Source organism: Streptomyces sp. NPDC005761 (genome assembly GCF_040630635.1).
Taxonomy (GTDB): domain Bacteria; phylum Actinomycetota; class Actinomycetes; order Streptomycetales; family Streptomycetaceae; genus Streptomyces.
The window spans coordinates 1-14,381 of record NZ_JBEXXX010000044.1 but is presented as its reverse complement, the minus strand read 5'-3'; the positions used below and the strand labels follow the sequence as shown (position 1 = coordinate 14,381).

Genomic DNA, 14,381 nt, shown 5'->3' with positions numbered 1-14,381 from the left:
CCCCTCGGCGCTTCTGTGCCGAGGGGCCCTCTTCGTCGCGTATCCCCGTTCACGTGGCCCCTGTCGGCATTTGATCCGGTATGGCACCCCGCTGTGCGCATCGTGTGTGCGGCCGTTATCCGATCGTCAGTAAAAATCGTCCGCTATGTGGGCACCCCCCTTGCCTTGCGGACTGTATGCGAAATACGGTCTGCGATATTCCTTGATCACCCCTTGGCGGGAGGTAGGCCCTCGTGCGCCGAAAAGCGGTTGCCCTGGTGGCGGTTGCATTGGTGTCCTTCACCTCGGGCTGCGCGTCGCTGCAGTCCTCGGCGACCGAGGTCGGCGGTGTACGGAAAACCGACGACCGGTCCGTACGCGACGGCGGGACACTCACCGTCGCCCTCAACTCCGACCCGGACAAACTCGACCCCACGCTCGCCCAGACCCTCGTCGGCCGCACGGTCTTCGCGGGTATGTGCGAGAAGCTCTACGACATCGACGAGGACGGGGTCGTCGTGCCGCAGCTCGCTGCCGCACTGCCCACCACCTCGGCCGACGGGCGCACCGTCACCCTGAAGGTGCGCCCGGGCCTCACGTTCAGCGACGGCACCCGGCTCGACGCCGCGGCCGTCGTCACCTCGCTGCTGCGCCACCGCGATCTCCCCGGATCCGCGCGCGGCACGGAGCTCGCCCCCGTCACCTCCATCGAGGCCACCGGCCCCGACACGGTACGGATGAAGCTCGAGCAGCCCTACGTACCGCTCACCGGCGTCCTCGCCGACCGGGCCGGGATGGTGATGTCACCGACCGCGCTCAAGAAGTACGGCAAGAACTTCACGAACCACCCCTCCTGCGTCGGCCCCTTCCGCTTCGTCGAGCGGGTCGGCGGCGACCGGATCGTGCTCAAGAAGGACCCGAACTACTACGACGCGGACAAGGTCCACCTCGACGGGGTCGTCTACAAGCCCATCCCCGACGGCAACGTCCGGCTCGCCAACCTGCGCTCCGGCGACCTCCAGGTCGGCGACCAGATGGGCCCCGTCGACGTACAGAGCGCCCTCACCGAGCCGAAGCTCCAGCTCTTCAACTCGCCCTCGCTCGGCTACCAGGGCATCGGCCTCAACGTCGGCAACGTGAACGGCCTCGGACAGAAGCCCGGGAAGCTCGACACCCCGATCGCCCGGGACGTCCGGGTCCGTGAGGCGTTCGAGCTCGCCATCGACCGCGACACCCTCAACGAGGTCGTTTTCCAGGGCATGTACGAACCGGCCTGCGGCCCCATCTCGCCGCAGTCCGCCATCGCCCCCGGTGTCGAGCCCGAGGACTGCCCGAAGCGCGACATCGCCAAGGCGAAGAGGCTGCTGAAGGAGGCGGGAGTGAAGACCCCGGTGAAGATCGAGCTGAAGACCTCCACCACCCCCGAACAGGGGCGGGTCGGACAGGTCCTCCAGGCCATGGTCAAGGAAGCCGGATTCGACCTCTCGCTGCGGCCCACCGAGTACGCCACCATGCTCTCGGAGACCGACGCCGGGCACTACGACGTCTTCACCAGCGGCTGGTCCGGCCGGCTCGACCCGGACGGCAACGTCTCCAACTTCCTCAAGACCGCGGGCGCCATGAACGCCTACGGCCTCGGCGACCCCGAGATCGACCGGCTCATCGCCGAGGGCCGCACCGTCGCCGACCCGGCGCGGCGCACCAAGATCTACGACGAGCTCACGCGGCGCGTCCAGGACGCCCACACGATGATCTACCTCTACCGGCAGAAGAACTACGTCGTCGCCACCAAGGACGTCGCGGGCATCCGCGTCTACGGCGACGGACTGGTCCGGGTCACGAATGCGGGGTACACCCGATGACGAAATACCTGCTGACGCGGTTGCGCCAGTCCCTCATCACCCTCTTCCTGGTCTCGATCGTCGTCTTCGCCGGCATCCGGGCGCTGCCCGGCGACCCGGCGCTCGCGCTGGCCGGCGAGGAGCGCAGCCCCGAGGCACTCGCCGCGATCCGTGAGGCGTACGGCCTCAACGACAACATCGTCGTGCAGTACGGGCGCTTCATCGGCCACGCCCTCACCGGCGACCTCGGCAACTCCTCGCGTACCGGGCTGCCGGTCGCCGACGCCATCGGACAGGCCCTCCCCGTCACGCTGGAACTGGCCGCGCTCTCCCTGCTCCTCGCCGTGGTCCTCGGCATCGGCGCCGGAGTCGTCGCCGCCGTGCGGCGCGGCAAGCCCGAGGAGTGGATCGCCAACGTCATCGCGCTGATCGGGCTGTCCATCCCGACGTTCTGGCTCGGCATCGTGCTGGTCCTCGGATTCGCCATCGCCGTCCCCGTGTTCGCCGCCTCCGGTTACGTCCCCTTCGGCACGGACCCGGTCGACAACCTGCGCCGCATGGTGCTGCCCGCGATCGTCCTCGGCTCCGGGCTCGCCGCCGTCGTGATGCGCCAGACCCGGGCGGCGATGCTCGACTCGCTCTCCGCGGACTATGTGCGCACCGCCCGTGCCAAGGGCCTGTCGAAACGGTCCGTCGTCGGGGGGCACGCGCTGCGCAACTCACTCGTCACCGTCGTCACCGTGCTCGGGCTCCAGCTCGGGCACCTGATCTCCGGCGCCGTCGTCACCGAGCAGATCTTCGTCCTGCCCGGCTTCGGCAAGCTCACCATCGACGCCGTCTTCACCCGTGACTACGCGACGCTGCAGGCGGTGGTGCTCTGCACCTCCGCCGCGTACATCCTCATCAATCTGCTGGTCGACGTGGTCTATTCGGTCATCGACCCGCGCATCCGGCTCGGAGGTGCCCGGTGACCACCGCGACCCCAGTGCTCCCCGCCGCAGGCCTCACCAAGCGGCGGCCCGGCGGCGGCAGACTGCGCGCCCTGCGCAGGAACCGGCTCGCCCTGACCGGCGGCCTCATCGCCGCCGTCTTCATCCTGGTGGCCCTCCTCGCCCCGCTGATCGCCCCGTACGACCCGGCCCGGCCGGACTTCGGGAACGTACTCGCCGAACCCAGCTGGTCCCACTGGCTCGGCACCGACGACCTGGGGCGCGACCAGCTCTCCCGCATCGTGTACGGGGCGCGCGCCTCCATGCAGGTCGGCCTCGTCGCCGTCGTGCTGGCGTTCGTGATCGGCGTACCCCTGGGACTGGTCGGCGGCTACTACGGGAAGTTCGCCGACGGCGCCATCTCCCGGCTCACCGACACCATGCTCGCGTTCCCGTTCCTGGTGCTCGCCGTCGGACTTGCCGCGATCCTCGGGCCCTCGCTGACCAACGCGACCATCGCCATCGGCATCTCGCAGATCCCCGCAGTCATCCGCATCACCCGTGCCGAGACATTGCGGCTCAAGCACGTCGACTACGTCGGCGCGGCAGTCGCCAACGGCGGCGGCGACGGGACCGTGCTCTTCCGGCACATCCTGCCCAACGCCACCTCCGCGCTGATCGTCCAGGCGACCGTCGGCATCCCCGCCGCCATCATCGGCGAGGCGCTGCTCAGTTTCCTGGGCCTCGGCGTCCAGCCGCCGGACCCCTCCCTCGGCGTGATGCTCTCCGGCGCCCAGTCCTTCCTGGCCCCCGCACCCTGGCTCGCCGTCTTCCCCGGCCTCGCGATCGTCGCGGCGACCCTGGCGTTCAACCTGCTCGGCGACGGACTGCGTGACGTCCTCGACCCCCGTGGAGGGACCCGATGACCGAGACCGTTCTCGAATCCGCACCCGGACGCCTGGGTGAACCCGTCCTGAGCGTCCGTGACCTGTCGGTGTCCTTCCGCTCCGACACCCGCACCGTGCACGCCGTCGACGGTGTCTCCTACGACCTGCACCCCGGCGAGGTCCTCGCCGTCGTGGGGGAGTCGGGGTGCGGGAAGTCCGTCACCTCCATGGCCGTGATGGGACTGCTCCCGCCCACGGCGCACATCGGCGGCTCCATCCGCCTCGGTGGCCGGGAGCTCGTCGGCGCGCCGGAGAAGGAACTCCAGAAGGTCCGCGGCAAGGACATCGCGATGATCTTCCAGGAGCCGATGACCTCACTGAACCCGGTCCTCACCGTCGGGCGGCAGATCGGCGAGGTGCTCCGCCGCCACCAGGGGCTGAACCGGAAGGAGGCCAGGGAGCGGTCGGTGGACCTCCTCGACCTGGTCGGCATCCCGGCCCCCCGCAGCAGGATCGACGAGTACCCGCACCAGCTCTCCGGCGGCATGCGGCAGCGCGTCATGATCGCGATCGCCGTAGCCTGCGACCCCTCGGTCCTCATCGCGGACGAACCGACCACCGCACTCGACGTGACCGTGCAGGCGGGCATCCTCGAGGTCCTCCAGTCGCTGCGCGAGCGCCTCGGCACCGCGATCGTCCTGGTCACCCACGACCTCGGCGTCGTCGCCGACGCAGCCGACCGGGTCCTGGTGATGTACGCGGGACGCTCCGTCGAACAGGCCCCCGTCCACGACCTGTTCGCCACCGCCCGGCACCCCTACACCCGCGGCCTGCTCGGCGCCGTCCTGCGCCCCGGCGGCGAGGGCAAGCGCCGGCTGCCCGAGATCCCCGGCCTGGTGCCGAGCCTCGACACCCAGCCCGACGCCTGCACCTTCGCACCCCGGTGCGGCCGCGCCGACGACAGCTGTACCGGCGGCCGCCCCGGCTTCGTGTCCGTCGACCCGAAGGCCGGGACGGACGCCGCCCACCGGGCGGCGTGCTGGCACCCGTACGCCGCCGAAGAGGCGGCCGGCACCGCCCCGGCGGCCCCGGCCGTCCAGACCGCGCGACCCGACCAGGAGGCCGGAGAGTGACCGCAGCGCAGACCGTCCCCGCCCCGCGCGAAAGCGCCCAGGACGCCGTGGACCAGCAGCACCCCGTGCTGCGGATCGACTCGATGGAGCGCCACTTCGCCGCCTCCGGCGGCGGCACGGTCCGCGCCGTCGACGGCGTCTCGATCACCGTCGGCCGCGGCGAGGTCGTCGGCCTCGTCGGGGAGTCCGGCAGCGGCAAGTCGACCGTCGGCCGCTGCGCCGTGCGTCTCGACGAACCCACCGGCGGCACCGTCCACATCAACGGCACCGACATCACCCACCTGTCCCGCCGCACCCTGCGACCCCTGCGCAAGGACTTCCATCTGGTCTTCCAGGACCCCTCGTCCTCGCTCGACCCGCGCATGACCATCGGCCAGATCATCGCCGAGCCGATCAGACTGCACCGCCGCGCCCGCGGCCCCGCCGTCCGCGAACGGGTCGAACAGCTCCTCGCCCAGGTGGGACTGCGTCCCGAGCACGCCGACCGGCACCCGCACGAGCTCTCCGGCGGCCAGCGCCAGCGCATCTCCATCGCCCGCGCGCTCTCCTGCGACCCCGATCTCGTCGTCGCGGACGAACCGACCTCGGCACTCGACGTCTCCGTGCAGGCGTCCGTCCTCAACCTCCTTGCCGACCTCCAGCGCGACCGCGGCTTCGGCTGCCTGTTCATCACCCACGACCTGGCGGCCGTCGAATTCCTCGCCGACCGGATCGCCGTGATGTACCTCGGCCAGATCGTCGAGCAGGCCCCCACCGCCGAGCTGTTCGCCGCCCCCAAGCACCCCTACACCCAGGCGCTGCTCTCCGCCGCGCCCGTTCCCGACCCGGTGCTCCAGCGCTCCCGCGAACGCATCGTGCTCCACGGCGAGCTGCCCAGCCCCCTCGACCCTCCGCCCGGCTGCCGCTTCCACACCCGCTGCCCGCTGGCCACCGAGCGGTGCCGCACCGAGGTTCCCGTCCTGCGGGAGCTGCCCGGCGGCCGGCAGGTCTCCTGCCACCTCGTCGACGACGACGGAACCGCCCCGGACGCGGCCGTCTGAACCCGTACGGGAGGCGGCCCCCGTTCCCCGGGGCCGCCTCCCGTCCGTACGATCCGCAACAACCACAGAACGTCGCAGCAAGGAGCCGCACCCGTGTTCACCACCCGGCCCACCCTCCAGGGCACCTTCGGCATGGTGTCCTCCACCCACTGGCTGGCGTCGCAGTCCGCGATGGCGGTCCTGGAGGACGGCGGCAACGCCTACGACGCCGCCGTCGCCGCCGGATTCGTCCTGCACGTCGTGGAGCCGCACCTCAACGGCCCGGCCGGTGAGGTGCCGATGATCCTGGCGCCCCGCGACGGGGACGTCCGCGTCCTCTGCGGCCAGGGCCCCGCCCCGGCCGGCGCCACGGTCGCCCACTACCGCTCGCTCGGCCTCGACCTGGTCCCCGGCACCGGACCGCTCGCCGCCGCCGTGCCGGGTGCCTTCGACGCCTGGATGCTGCTGCTGCGCGACCACGGCACCAGGACCGTCGCCGAGGTGCTCCGCTACGCCATCGGCTATGCCGAGGACGGGCACGCACCCGTCGAGCGTGTCGGCCAGACCGTCGAGACCGTCCGAGAGCTCTTCGAGACCGAGTGGCAGTCCTCCGCCGAGGTGTACCTGCCGGGTGGCAAGTCCCCCAGGCCCGGCGAGCTGTTCCGCAACCCCGCCCTCGCCGCGACCTGGCGCCGGCTGATCGCCGAGGCCGAGGAGACCGGCGGCGACGACCGCACCGCGCAGATCGAGGCAGCCCGCGCGATCTGGCGCGAGGGCTTCATCGCCGAGGCGCTGGTCCGCCAGGCAGCCGTCCCCACCCTGGACACCAGCGGCGCCCGCCACACGGGCACCCTCACCGCAGCCGACCTGGCCGGCTGGTCCGCGTCGTACGAGGCCCCCGCCACGTACGACTGGAACGGCTGGACGCTCGCCAAGGCCGGCGGCTGGAGCCAGGGCCCCGCCTTCCTCCAGCAGCTCGCCCTGCTCCCCGCCGAACTGCCGCGCTACGGCTCCGCCGAGTACGTCCACCTGCTCATCGAGGGCTGCAAGCTGGCCATGGCCGACAGGGAGGCCTGGTACGGCGACGCCGCGGACGTCCCGCTCGGCACGCTGCTCTCGGAGCCGTACAACGCCGCCCGCCGTGCGCTGATCACCGACGAGGCCTCGCACGAGCTCCGCCCGGGCAGCCCCGACGGGCGCACCCCCGTCCTCAGCGGGCACGCCCACGCCGTCGCCGCCGGCGAGTCCGGCTTCGACGCCATGGGCATACCGGCCGCCGGCGTCGGTGAGCCGACGGTCGCGAAGGAAGGCGCGGGCGAGCCCACGGCCACCGTGGACCGGGCCGGCGAGCCGACGGTGGCCGAGGACGGCGCGACCCGCGGCGACACCTGCCACGTCGACGTCGTCGACCGCTGGGGCAACATGGTCTCCGCGACCCCCAGTGGTGGCTGGCTCCAGTCCAACCCGGTCGTGCCCGAGCTCGGCTTCCCGCTCGGCACCCGCCTCCAGATGGCGTGGCTGGACGAGGGCCTGCCGAACTCCCTCACCCCCGGCCGCCGCCCCCGCACCACCCTCACCCCGTCCATCGCCCTGCGCGACGGCGTCCCGGTGATGGCGTTCGGCACCCCGGGCGGCGACCAGCAGGACCAGTGGCAGCTGCACTTCTTCCTCGCCGTGGCGCTGCGCGCCCAGGTGCGCGGCGGTCTCGACCTCCAGGGCGCCATCGACGCCCCGAACTGGCACAACGACAGCTTCCCCGGTTCGTTCTTCCCACGCGGGATGCGCCCGGGAAGCGTCACCGTCGAGGGGGGCATGGACCCCGGTGTCGTCGCGGAACTGCGCCGTCGCGGCCACGACGTCACGGTCGGCGACCCGTGGTCCGAGGGCCGGATGTGCGCGGTCGCCCGTGACCCGGAGACCGGGGTGCTGTCCGCGGCGGCGAACCCGCGGGGCATGCAGGGGTACGCGGTCGGGCGCTGACCGGCCACCGGCCGGCCACACCCCGGTCATGACCAGGTCGTCGGCGCCCGGACGGCCCGTGCTTAGCTGGGGGCATGATCGATGACTTCCTTGCCGGGGACCTGACCGAGGTCGAGGCGGCGGTCCGCGCAGCGGCCGCCGCCGAGATCATGCCGCGCTTCCGGCAGCTCGCCGCGCACGAGATCGTCGAGAAGAACGGCCCGCACGACCTCGTGACCACTGCGGACCGGCTCGCCGAGGAACACCTCACCCGATCCCTCAGCCGGCTCCTGCCCGGCTCCGTGGTCGTCGGCGAGGAGGCGGTCCACGCCGATCCGAAGGTGTACGAGGCACTGGGCGGCGAGGCCCCCGTGTGGATCGTCGACCCGGTCGACGGCACCCGCCAGTTCGTCCGCGGCGAACCGGGGTTCTGCACCCTGGTCGCCCTGGCCCACCGCGGCGAGCTGCTGGCCTCCTGGACGTACGCCGCGGCCCTCGACGAGATGGCCGTCGCCGTGCGCGGCCGGGGGGCCACGCTCAACGGCACCGCGATACGGTCCGGCTCGCCCGCGTCCGACGCCGTACTGCGGGTGGCCATGTCCCATCCCGACTACACCACCGACGCCCAGAAGCGCGCTCTGCTGGGCCTGCGCACCGAAGGCATCGACGCCCGCCCCTGCGGCTCGGCGGGCCTGGAGTACCTCGGCGTCGCCCGAGGCGACCTGGACGCTCTGGCTTTCAACTGGGAGTTCGCGTGGGACCACGCGGCGGGGCTCCTCCTGGTCACCGAGGCGGGCGGCGCCCAGGCCACGCTGTCCGGTGCGCCGTTCCGGATCACCGGCGGCAACGACCTGCCCTTCACCGCCGCCCGGGACCGTGCGACGGCGGAACGCATCCTGGCCGCGTTGCGCGCCGGGGCCTGAGCGGGCGGGTTCTTCGGGCCGGCAGGGCGCGCGTCGGTGCGGCGAGACGCTCGCGCGCTCCCGGGGCGTGTGCAGCGGGACCGGGGCCCTCGAGTCCGTCGGTCCGCTCAGCCCCGCAGGACCTCGCGGACATCCCGTACGACCGCCTCGGCCGTCTCCACGGCCGAGGCGTCCAGCCCGGTGAGCGCCTCACCCACCAGCGCCGCGAAGTCCGCGGGCGCCTCCGGCAGGGCCGCGGCGGCCGTGAGCGCCCCCTTCTCGTTGAGGCACCAGGTGCGGTGGTGTGCGTGCAGCGACTGGGCGAGGACGCCGAACGCCCGCGACAGACAGAGCGAGACATGGAGCCGGTCACCGGCCGGCGCCGACTTGCGGGCCGCCCGGACCGAGAACTCCGCCTCCCACGCCGCGTCGGCGAGCGCCTTGCGCAGCGGCTCGGGGTACTCGGACGTCTCCTGCTGGAGTGCCGTCAACTCGCCGCGCGGATCGGCGAGTACGCGCCCGAGGGCGACCTCGCCCGGATAGGCCGGGGACCAGAAGCCGAGCGGATGCCCGGGCTGCACCCCCACCTCGTAACGGCCCTGGCGGCAATCGGACCAGACCGCCTCGACCCGGTCCAGGTCACGCAGGATCCAGTCGACCGGAACACCGCCCACCCGCAGCCACGCCCCGCCGTTCACCCATGGCCCCCAGCCGCCCGGCCCGGCCACCTCGACCGGGGAGCCCTGGAACGCGGAGGCCAGCGCGGCCAGGGCGGCGAGGTCCGGTGCGCCCCGGTAGTAGAGGCCCAGATCCCAGTCCGAGTCCGGCCGGTGGGCGCCCCGGGCCCGGCTGCCGCCGAGAACGACGGCGCGGACGCCGGGCACGGCGGTCAGCTGCTCCGCCATGCTCTCGATCCTCCGGTGAAGTCCGGACTCCTCCGTCTCCCGGGAGGCGGCGGGAAACGCTTCCGGGCGCGGCGACCGCGGCGGGTTCGGAGTATTCATCGGACGGGCACCCTACCCGCCCCCTGACCGTCGGTGCCTGCGAATATCCTGGGTGCTCAGACCGCCGGCCGACGAAGGAGTCCGAAGGTGCCGTCGATGCTCGATGCAGTCGTCGTGGGGGCGGGCCCCAACGGACTGACCGCCGCAGTCGAACTGGCCCGCCGTGGCTTCGCCGTGGAAGTCTTCGAGGCGGGAGGGACCGTCGGCGGCGGAGCCCGCACCGAAGAGCTCACGCTGCCGGGCTTCCGGCACGACCCCTGCTCGGCGGTCCACCCGCTGGGCATCGGCTCGCCGGCCTTCGACGCCATGCCCCTGGCGAAGCACGGCCTGGAGTGGCTGCAGCCGCGGCTCGCCCTGGCCCACCCCTTCCCGGACGGTAGCGCCGCCGTGCTGGCCGACTCGGTGGGGGAGACGGCGATGGCGCTCGGACCGCAGGACGCGGGGGCGTACCGGCGGCTGGTCGCACCGTTCCTCGGTCACTGGGACACCCTCGCCAGGGACATGCTGCGCACCCCGTGGGACGGACTGCCCCGCGATCCTTACCGCTGGGCGCGTTTCGGGCTCGACGCGATCCAGCCCGCCACGCTCATGTCCCGCCGCTTCCGCGGCGAGAAGGCCCGGGGCCTCTTCGCCGGACTGGCCGCCCACGCCATAGCCCCCACCAGCGGCCTCGCGACCGGCGGCATCGCCCTGCTCTTCGCGCTCGCGGCGCACGAGAACGGCTGGCCGGTGCCGCGCGGTGGCTCGCAGGCCATCGCCGACGCCCTCGCCTCGTACCTGCGGGAGCAGGGCGGCATCATCCGTACGGACACGGAGGTCAAGCGGCTGGACGAGCTGCCCCCGGCCCGCGCCTACATCTTCGACACCTCCCCGACCGCGCTGGCCCGGATCGCCGGACTGGGCAACGCCTACCAGGGCTACCGCTACGGAGCCTCCTGCTTCAAGATCGACTACGCGCTGTCGGGCCCCGTCCCCTGGACCGCCGAGGAGGCCCGCCGGGCCGGCACGGTCCACATCGGCCCCACGGCCGGTGAGATCGACACCGCGCTGCGCTCCGCGGTGACCGGACGCGACCCCAGCGTGCCCTTCCTCATCACCGCACAGCCCAGCCTCACCGACCCCTCCCGCGCTCCCGAGGGCAAGCAGGTCTTCTGGGTGTACGGACACGTGCCGGCGGGCTGGGAGGGTGACGCCACCGACGTCATCGAACGTCAACTGGAGCGATTCGCCCCCGGCTTCCGTGACATCGTGCTGGCCCGAGCGGTGGCGGGCCCGCCCCGACTCGCGGTGCGCAACGCCAACTACGTCGACGGGGACATCGCCTGCGGCGCCTTCTCCGGGCTGCAGACCGTGATCCGCCCCAGGCTCGCCCGTGTTCCGTACGCGACCGCGCACCCGTCCGTCTACATCTGCTCGTCGGCGTCCCCGCCGGGCCCGGGTGTGCACGGCATGTCCGGTCACCATGCGGCGAAGGCGGTATGGCGGCGGTTGCGCCGATCGGGGCCGTCCGGCGGCCGTTGACGTCCGCGGCGCGCGGTGGGCCGCCAAGAGCCCACCACGCACGGCATGATGGCCGCATGCGCACACCTTCCGCCGTCACCATCACTCTCGTACGGGGAGACATCACCCGGCAGTCCGCCGACGTCGTCGTCAACGCCGCGAACTCCTCCCTGCTCGGCGGCGGCGGGGTGGACGGTGCGATCCACCGCCGGGGCGGACCCGAAATCCTGGCCGCATGCCGGGAGTTGCGTGCCTCGCGGTACGGCAAGGGGCTGCGCACGGGCCGGGCTGTCGCCACCACCGCCGGAAAGCTCGACGCGCGCTGGGTCGTGCACACGGTCGGCCCGGTCTGGAGCAGCGCCGAGGACCGTTCGGCCCTGCTGGAGTCCTGTTACCGCGAAGCGCTGCGCGTCGCCGCGGAGTTGGGGGCGCGCACCATCGCCTTCCCCGCCATTTCCACCGGCATCTACGGCTGGCCGATGGACGACGGAGCCCGCATCGCCGTCCGCACCGTGCTGGCGGAGGCGGCCCCGCCCGTCGAGGAGGTGCGGTTCGTGCTCTTCGACGCGCACGCGTACGTGGAGTTCGAGGAGGCACTGGCGGCGGCGCAGGCCTGAGACACCGGTGCTCCGCGGCGGTACTCAGGCCGTCCGGGCGGGCCCGACACCGTCGACGTCGAAGGTCACCTCGTCCTCGTAGCACCACCACCACGTCTCGCCGGGCTCGTAGGAGCGGATCAAGGGGTGGCCCGTGGCCTCACGGTGCGCGGTGGCGTGCTTGTTGCGGGAGGAGTCGCAGCACCCGACGTGCCCGCAGCTCTGGCACTCGCGCAGATGGACCCACGTGTCACCCTGTGCGACGCACCGGGGACAGGAGTCCGGGCTGTCCGGGGTCACGCGGCGCACCTGGTCCAGATGCGAACAGATGGGCGCGGACGTGTCCGTCATGGCGGGCTCTCCCTTGCGTTCCGCGCTGCGGGCCCCGGCCGGCAGCGTCACGAAGGCCGACGGGACAAAGCGTCCGCCGGTGGGGGCGTGGGGGCCTTTTCCAGCCTCTCACCGACGCGCGGGCTGTCAACTCAGGGCCTCCTCGGGGCGGACCGGAGAAGTCCTGGCAGCTGAAGGCTGATGTCGGATTCTCGCCAGCCCCGCCCCCGCCCGTGGCCCATGCTTGAACCATGCACACCGACACCGAGCGCTGCGTGCGGGCCGTCCGGTCGAAGGACGCCCGGTTCGACGGCTGGTTCTTCACCGCGGTCCTGACCACCCGGATCTACTGCCGCCCGAGCTGCCCCGTCGTGCCGCCCAAAGTCGAGAACATGACGTTCTACCCGAGCGCCGCCGCCTGTCAGCAGGCCGGGTTCCGGGCCTGCAAGCGGTGCCGCCCCGACACCAGCCCCGGGTCGCCCGAGTGGAACGCGCGCGCCGACTCCGTGGCCCGCGCGATGCGCCTCATCCGGGACGGGGTCGTCGACCGGGAGGGCGTTCCCGGACTGGCCACCCGGCTCGGCTACTCCGCCCGGCAGGTCGAACGGCAGCTGCTCGCCGAGCTGGGTGCCGGCCCCCTGGCGCTGGCCCGGGCGCAGCGGGCGCAGACGGCGAGGGTGCTCATCGAGACGACCGGGCTGCCCATGGCCGAGGTGGCGTTCGCGGCCGGGTTCGCCTCGATCCGCACTTTCAACGACACCGTCCGCGAGGTCTTCGCCCTCGCACCGGGGGAGCTGCGCAGCCGTGCCTCCCGTTCGGCGCGGCCACCGGCCACGCCAGGGGTGATAGCGCTGCGGCTTCCGTACCGCGCACCGCTCAACCCCGGCAACCTCTTCGGGCACCTCGCCGCGACGGCCGTCCCTGGCGTCGAGGAGTGGCGCGACGGGGCCTACCGCCGCACGCTCGACCTGCCCCACGGGCACGGCATCGTCGCCCTCGCCCCGCACGCGGACCACATCGCCTGCCGGCTCTCGCTCACCGACCCGCGCGATCTCACTCTGGCCATCAGCCGGTGCCGCTGGCTGCTGGACCTGGACGCCGACCCGGTCGCCGTCGACGAGCAACTGCGCTCCGACCCGCTGCTGGCCCCGCTCGTCGACGAGGCGCCGGGCCGCCGGGTGCCGAGGACCGTCGACGGCCCGGAGTTCGCCGTCCGCGCCGTGCTCGGTCAGCAGGTGTCCACCGCAGCCGCCCGGACCCATGCGGCCCGGCTCGTCATGGCTCACGGCACCCCCGTCGACGACCCGGAGGGCGGCCTCACCCACCTCTTCCCGACGCCTGGGGCGCTGGCCGGACTCGACCCCGATCAGCTCGCCCTGCCTCGCAGCCGCCGCCGCACCCTCACCACACTCGTCGGTGCGCTGGCGGACGGCTCGCTGCGACTGGGTACCGACACCGACTGGGAGAAGGCACGGGCCGAACTGATCGCGCTGCCCGGCTTCGGACCCTGGACCGTCGAGGCCATCGCCATGCGGGCGCTCGGCGACCCGGACGCCTTCCTGCCGACGGACCTCGGCATCCGGCGGGCCGCCGAGAAGCTCGGCCTGCCCTCGACACCGGCCGCGCTCACCGCCCGCGCGGCGGCCTGGCGGCCCTGGCGGGCCTACGCCGTCCAGTATCTGTGGACCGTCGACGACCACCCCATCAACCACCTTCCCGCGCAAGGAAGTTCCTCGTGACCACGCCACACACCGCCCCAGCGACCCGGCAGCACACCGTCATCGACAGCCCCTACGGCCCGCTGACCCTCGTCGCCACCGACCGGGTCCTCGCCGGCCTCTACATGACCGCTCAGCGCCACCGGCCCCACGAGGAGACCTTCGGCGAGGCCGACCCGGGACCCTTCGGCGAGGCCATCGAGCAGCTGGACGCGTACTTCGCCGGTGAACTGCGGGAGTTCGACCTCCCGCTGCACCTCGTCGGCACCCCGTTCCAGCGCTCCGTCTGGGCCGAGCTCCGGAGGATTCCGTACGGCGAGACCCGCACGTACGGAGAACTGGCCGAGAACCTGGGCAAGCCCGGCGCCTCGCGCGCGGTGGGGCTGGCCAACGGCAAGAACCCGGTCGGCATCATCGTGCCCTGCCACCGGGTGATCGGGGCCTCGGGGAGCCTCACCGGGTACGGCGGGGGCCTCGACCGCAAGCAGCGCCTGCTGGCCTTCGAGAACGGTACGGGGGACAGCGCTCCGGCACTCTTCTAGTGCCGGTACGGCGAGGGGCCCCGCGCGGGTGCGCGGGGCCCC

The 14,381-nt window shown here is 72.8% G+C and carries 13 protein-coding genes; 11 read left to right on the top strand and 2 right to left on the bottom strand.

Going from position 1 to position 14,381, the window contains the following annotated elements:
* Positions 1–257: 257 nt before the first annotated feature.
* The 7 genes from ABZ434_RS29625 (at position 258) to ABZ434_RS29595 (ending at position 8,670) form a co-directional block, all read left to right on the top strand.
* The gene (locus ABZ434_RS29625) at positions 258–1,841 is read left to right on the top strand and encodes an ABC transporter substrate-binding protein (protein WP_359142993.1); all 1,584 of its coding nucleotides are present in this window, start codon (positions 258–260) and stop codon (positions 1,839–1,841) included.
* Complete coding sequence (locus ABZ434_RS29620; RefSeq protein ID WP_359142991.1) at positions 1,838–2,791, top strand: ABC transporter permease; 954 nt, start codon at positions 1,838–1,840, stop codon at positions 2,789–2,791. The genes ABZ434_RS29625 and ABZ434_RS29620 overlap by 4 nt, the downstream gene beginning before the upstream one ends.
* A gap of 62 nt (positions 2,792–2,853) precedes the next feature.
* Positions 2,854–3,675 carry an ABC transporter permease gene (locus tag ABZ434_RS29615; RefSeq protein ID WP_359143087.1) on the top strand — a complete coding sequence of 274 codons (822 nt, stop codon included), beginning with the start codon at positions 2,854–2,856 and terminating at the stop codon, positions 3,673–3,675.
* Positions 3,672–4,769 carry an ABC transporter ATP-binding protein gene (locus tag ABZ434_RS29610; protein WP_359142989.1) on the top strand — a complete coding sequence of 366 codons (1,098 nt, stop codon included), beginning with the start codon at positions 3,672–3,674 and terminating at the stop codon, positions 4,767–4,769. The genes ABZ434_RS29615 and ABZ434_RS29610 overlap by 4 nt, the downstream gene beginning before the upstream one ends.
* 83 nt (positions 4,770–4,852) lie before the next feature.
* Complete coding sequence (locus ABZ434_RS29605) at positions 4,853–5,809, top strand: oligopeptide/dipeptide ABC transporter ATP-binding protein (RefSeq protein ID WP_359143085.1); 957 nt, start codon at positions 4,853–4,855, stop codon at positions 5,807–5,809.
* Positions 5,810–5,902: 93 nt separating this feature from the next.
* Positions 5,903–7,768 (top strand): gamma-glutamyltransferase, encoded by a 1,866-nt coding sequence (locus ABZ434_RS29600; protein WP_359142987.1) that lies wholly within the window; start codon positions 5,903–5,905, stop codon positions 7,766–7,768.
* A gap of 74 nt (positions 7,769–7,842) precedes the next feature.
* The gene (locus tag ABZ434_RS29595; RefSeq protein WP_359142985.1) at positions 7,843–8,670 is read left to right on the top strand and encodes an inositol monophosphatase family protein; all 828 of its coding nucleotides are present in this window, start codon (positions 7,843–7,845) and stop codon (positions 8,668–8,670) included.
* Between the two features lie 107 nt (positions 8,671–8,777).
* On the opposite strand, the gene ABZ434_RS29590 is transcribed toward ABZ434_RS29595, so the two are convergent.
* Positions 8,778–9,554: a nucleotidyltransferase domain-containing protein gene (locus ABZ434_RS29590; protein ID WP_359142983.1), complete on the bottom strand. Its 777-nt coding sequence runs from the start codon at positions 9,552–9,554 to the stop codon at positions 8,778–8,780.
* A 186-nt stretch (positions 9,555–9,740) separates the two neighbouring features.
* Here ABZ434_RS29590 and ABZ434_RS29585 point away from each other — a divergent pair, with 186 nt between their 5' ends.
* Both ABZ434_RS29585 and ABZ434_RS29580 read left to right on the top strand, forming a co-directional pair.
* Positions 9,741–11,174: an NAD(P)/FAD-dependent oxidoreductase gene (locus tag ABZ434_RS29585; RefSeq protein ID WP_359142981.1), complete on the top strand. Its 1,434-nt coding sequence runs from the start codon at positions 9,741–9,743 to the stop codon at positions 11,172–11,174.
* 56 nt (positions 11,175–11,230) lie between these two features.
* Complete coding sequence (locus ABZ434_RS29580) at positions 11,231–11,770, top strand: O-acetyl-ADP-ribose deacetylase (protein WP_359142979.1); 540 nt, start codon at positions 11,231–11,233, stop codon at positions 11,768–11,770.
* Positions 11,771–11,794: 24 nt separating this feature from the next.
* Here ABZ434_RS29580 and ABZ434_RS29575 read toward each other — a convergent pair whose 3' ends face one another.
* Positions 11,795–12,100, bottom strand: coding sequence for a UBP-type zinc finger domain-containing protein (locus ABZ434_RS29575; protein ID WP_359142977.1), 306 nt, complete (start codon positions 12,098–12,100; stop codon positions 11,795–11,797).
* A 230-nt stretch (positions 12,101–12,330) separates the two neighbouring features.
* Here ABZ434_RS29575 and ABZ434_RS29570 point away from each other — a divergent pair, with 230 nt between their 5' ends.
* Both ABZ434_RS29570 and ABZ434_RS29565 read left to right on the top strand, forming a co-directional pair.
* The gene (locus ABZ434_RS29570; RefSeq protein WP_359142975.1) at positions 12,331–13,818 is read left to right on the top strand and encodes an AlkA N-terminal domain-containing protein; all 1,488 of its coding nucleotides are present in this window, start codon (positions 12,331–12,333) and stop codon (positions 13,816–13,818) included.
* Positions 13,815–14,339, top strand: coding sequence for a methylated-DNA--[protein]-cysteine S-methyltransferase (locus ABZ434_RS29565; protein WP_359142973.1), 525 nt, complete (start codon positions 13,815–13,817; stop codon positions 14,337–14,339). The genes ABZ434_RS29570 and ABZ434_RS29565 overlap by 4 nt, the downstream gene beginning before the upstream one ends.
* Positions 14,340–14,381: the final 42 nt, after the last annotated feature.

Coding starts and splice junctions, on each gene's coding strand:
- ABZ434_RS29570 (WP_359142975.1), top strand. CDS start 12,331: ATGCACACCGACACCGAGCGCTGCGTGCGGGCCGTCCGGTCGAAGGAC.
- ABZ434_RS29620 (WP_359142991.1), top strand. CDS start 1,838: ATGACGAAATACCTGCTGACGCGGTTGCGCCAGTCCCTCATCACCCTC.
- ABZ434_RS29610 (WP_359142989.1), top strand. CDS start 3,672: ATGACCGAGACCGTTCTCGAATCCGCACCCGGACGCCTGGGTGAACCC.
- ABZ434_RS29580 (WP_359142979.1), top strand. CDS start 11,231: ATGCGCACACCTTCCGCCGTCACCATCACTCTCGTACGGGGAGACATC.
- ABZ434_RS29575 (WP_359142977.1), bottom strand. CDS start 12,100: ATGACGGACACGTCCGCGCCCATCTGTTCGCATCTGGACCAGGTGCGC.
- ABZ434_RS29605 (WP_359143085.1), top strand. CDS start 4,853: ATGGAGCGCCACTTCGCCGCCTCCGGCGGCGGCACGGTCCGCGCCGTC.
- ABZ434_RS29590 (WP_359142983.1), bottom strand. CDS start 9,554: ATGGCGGAGCAGCTGACCGCCGTGCCCGGCGTCCGCGCCGTCGTTCTC.
- ABZ434_RS29595 (WP_359142985.1), top strand. CDS start 7,843: ATGATCGATGACTTCCTTGCCGGGGACCTGACCGAGGTCGAGGCGGCG.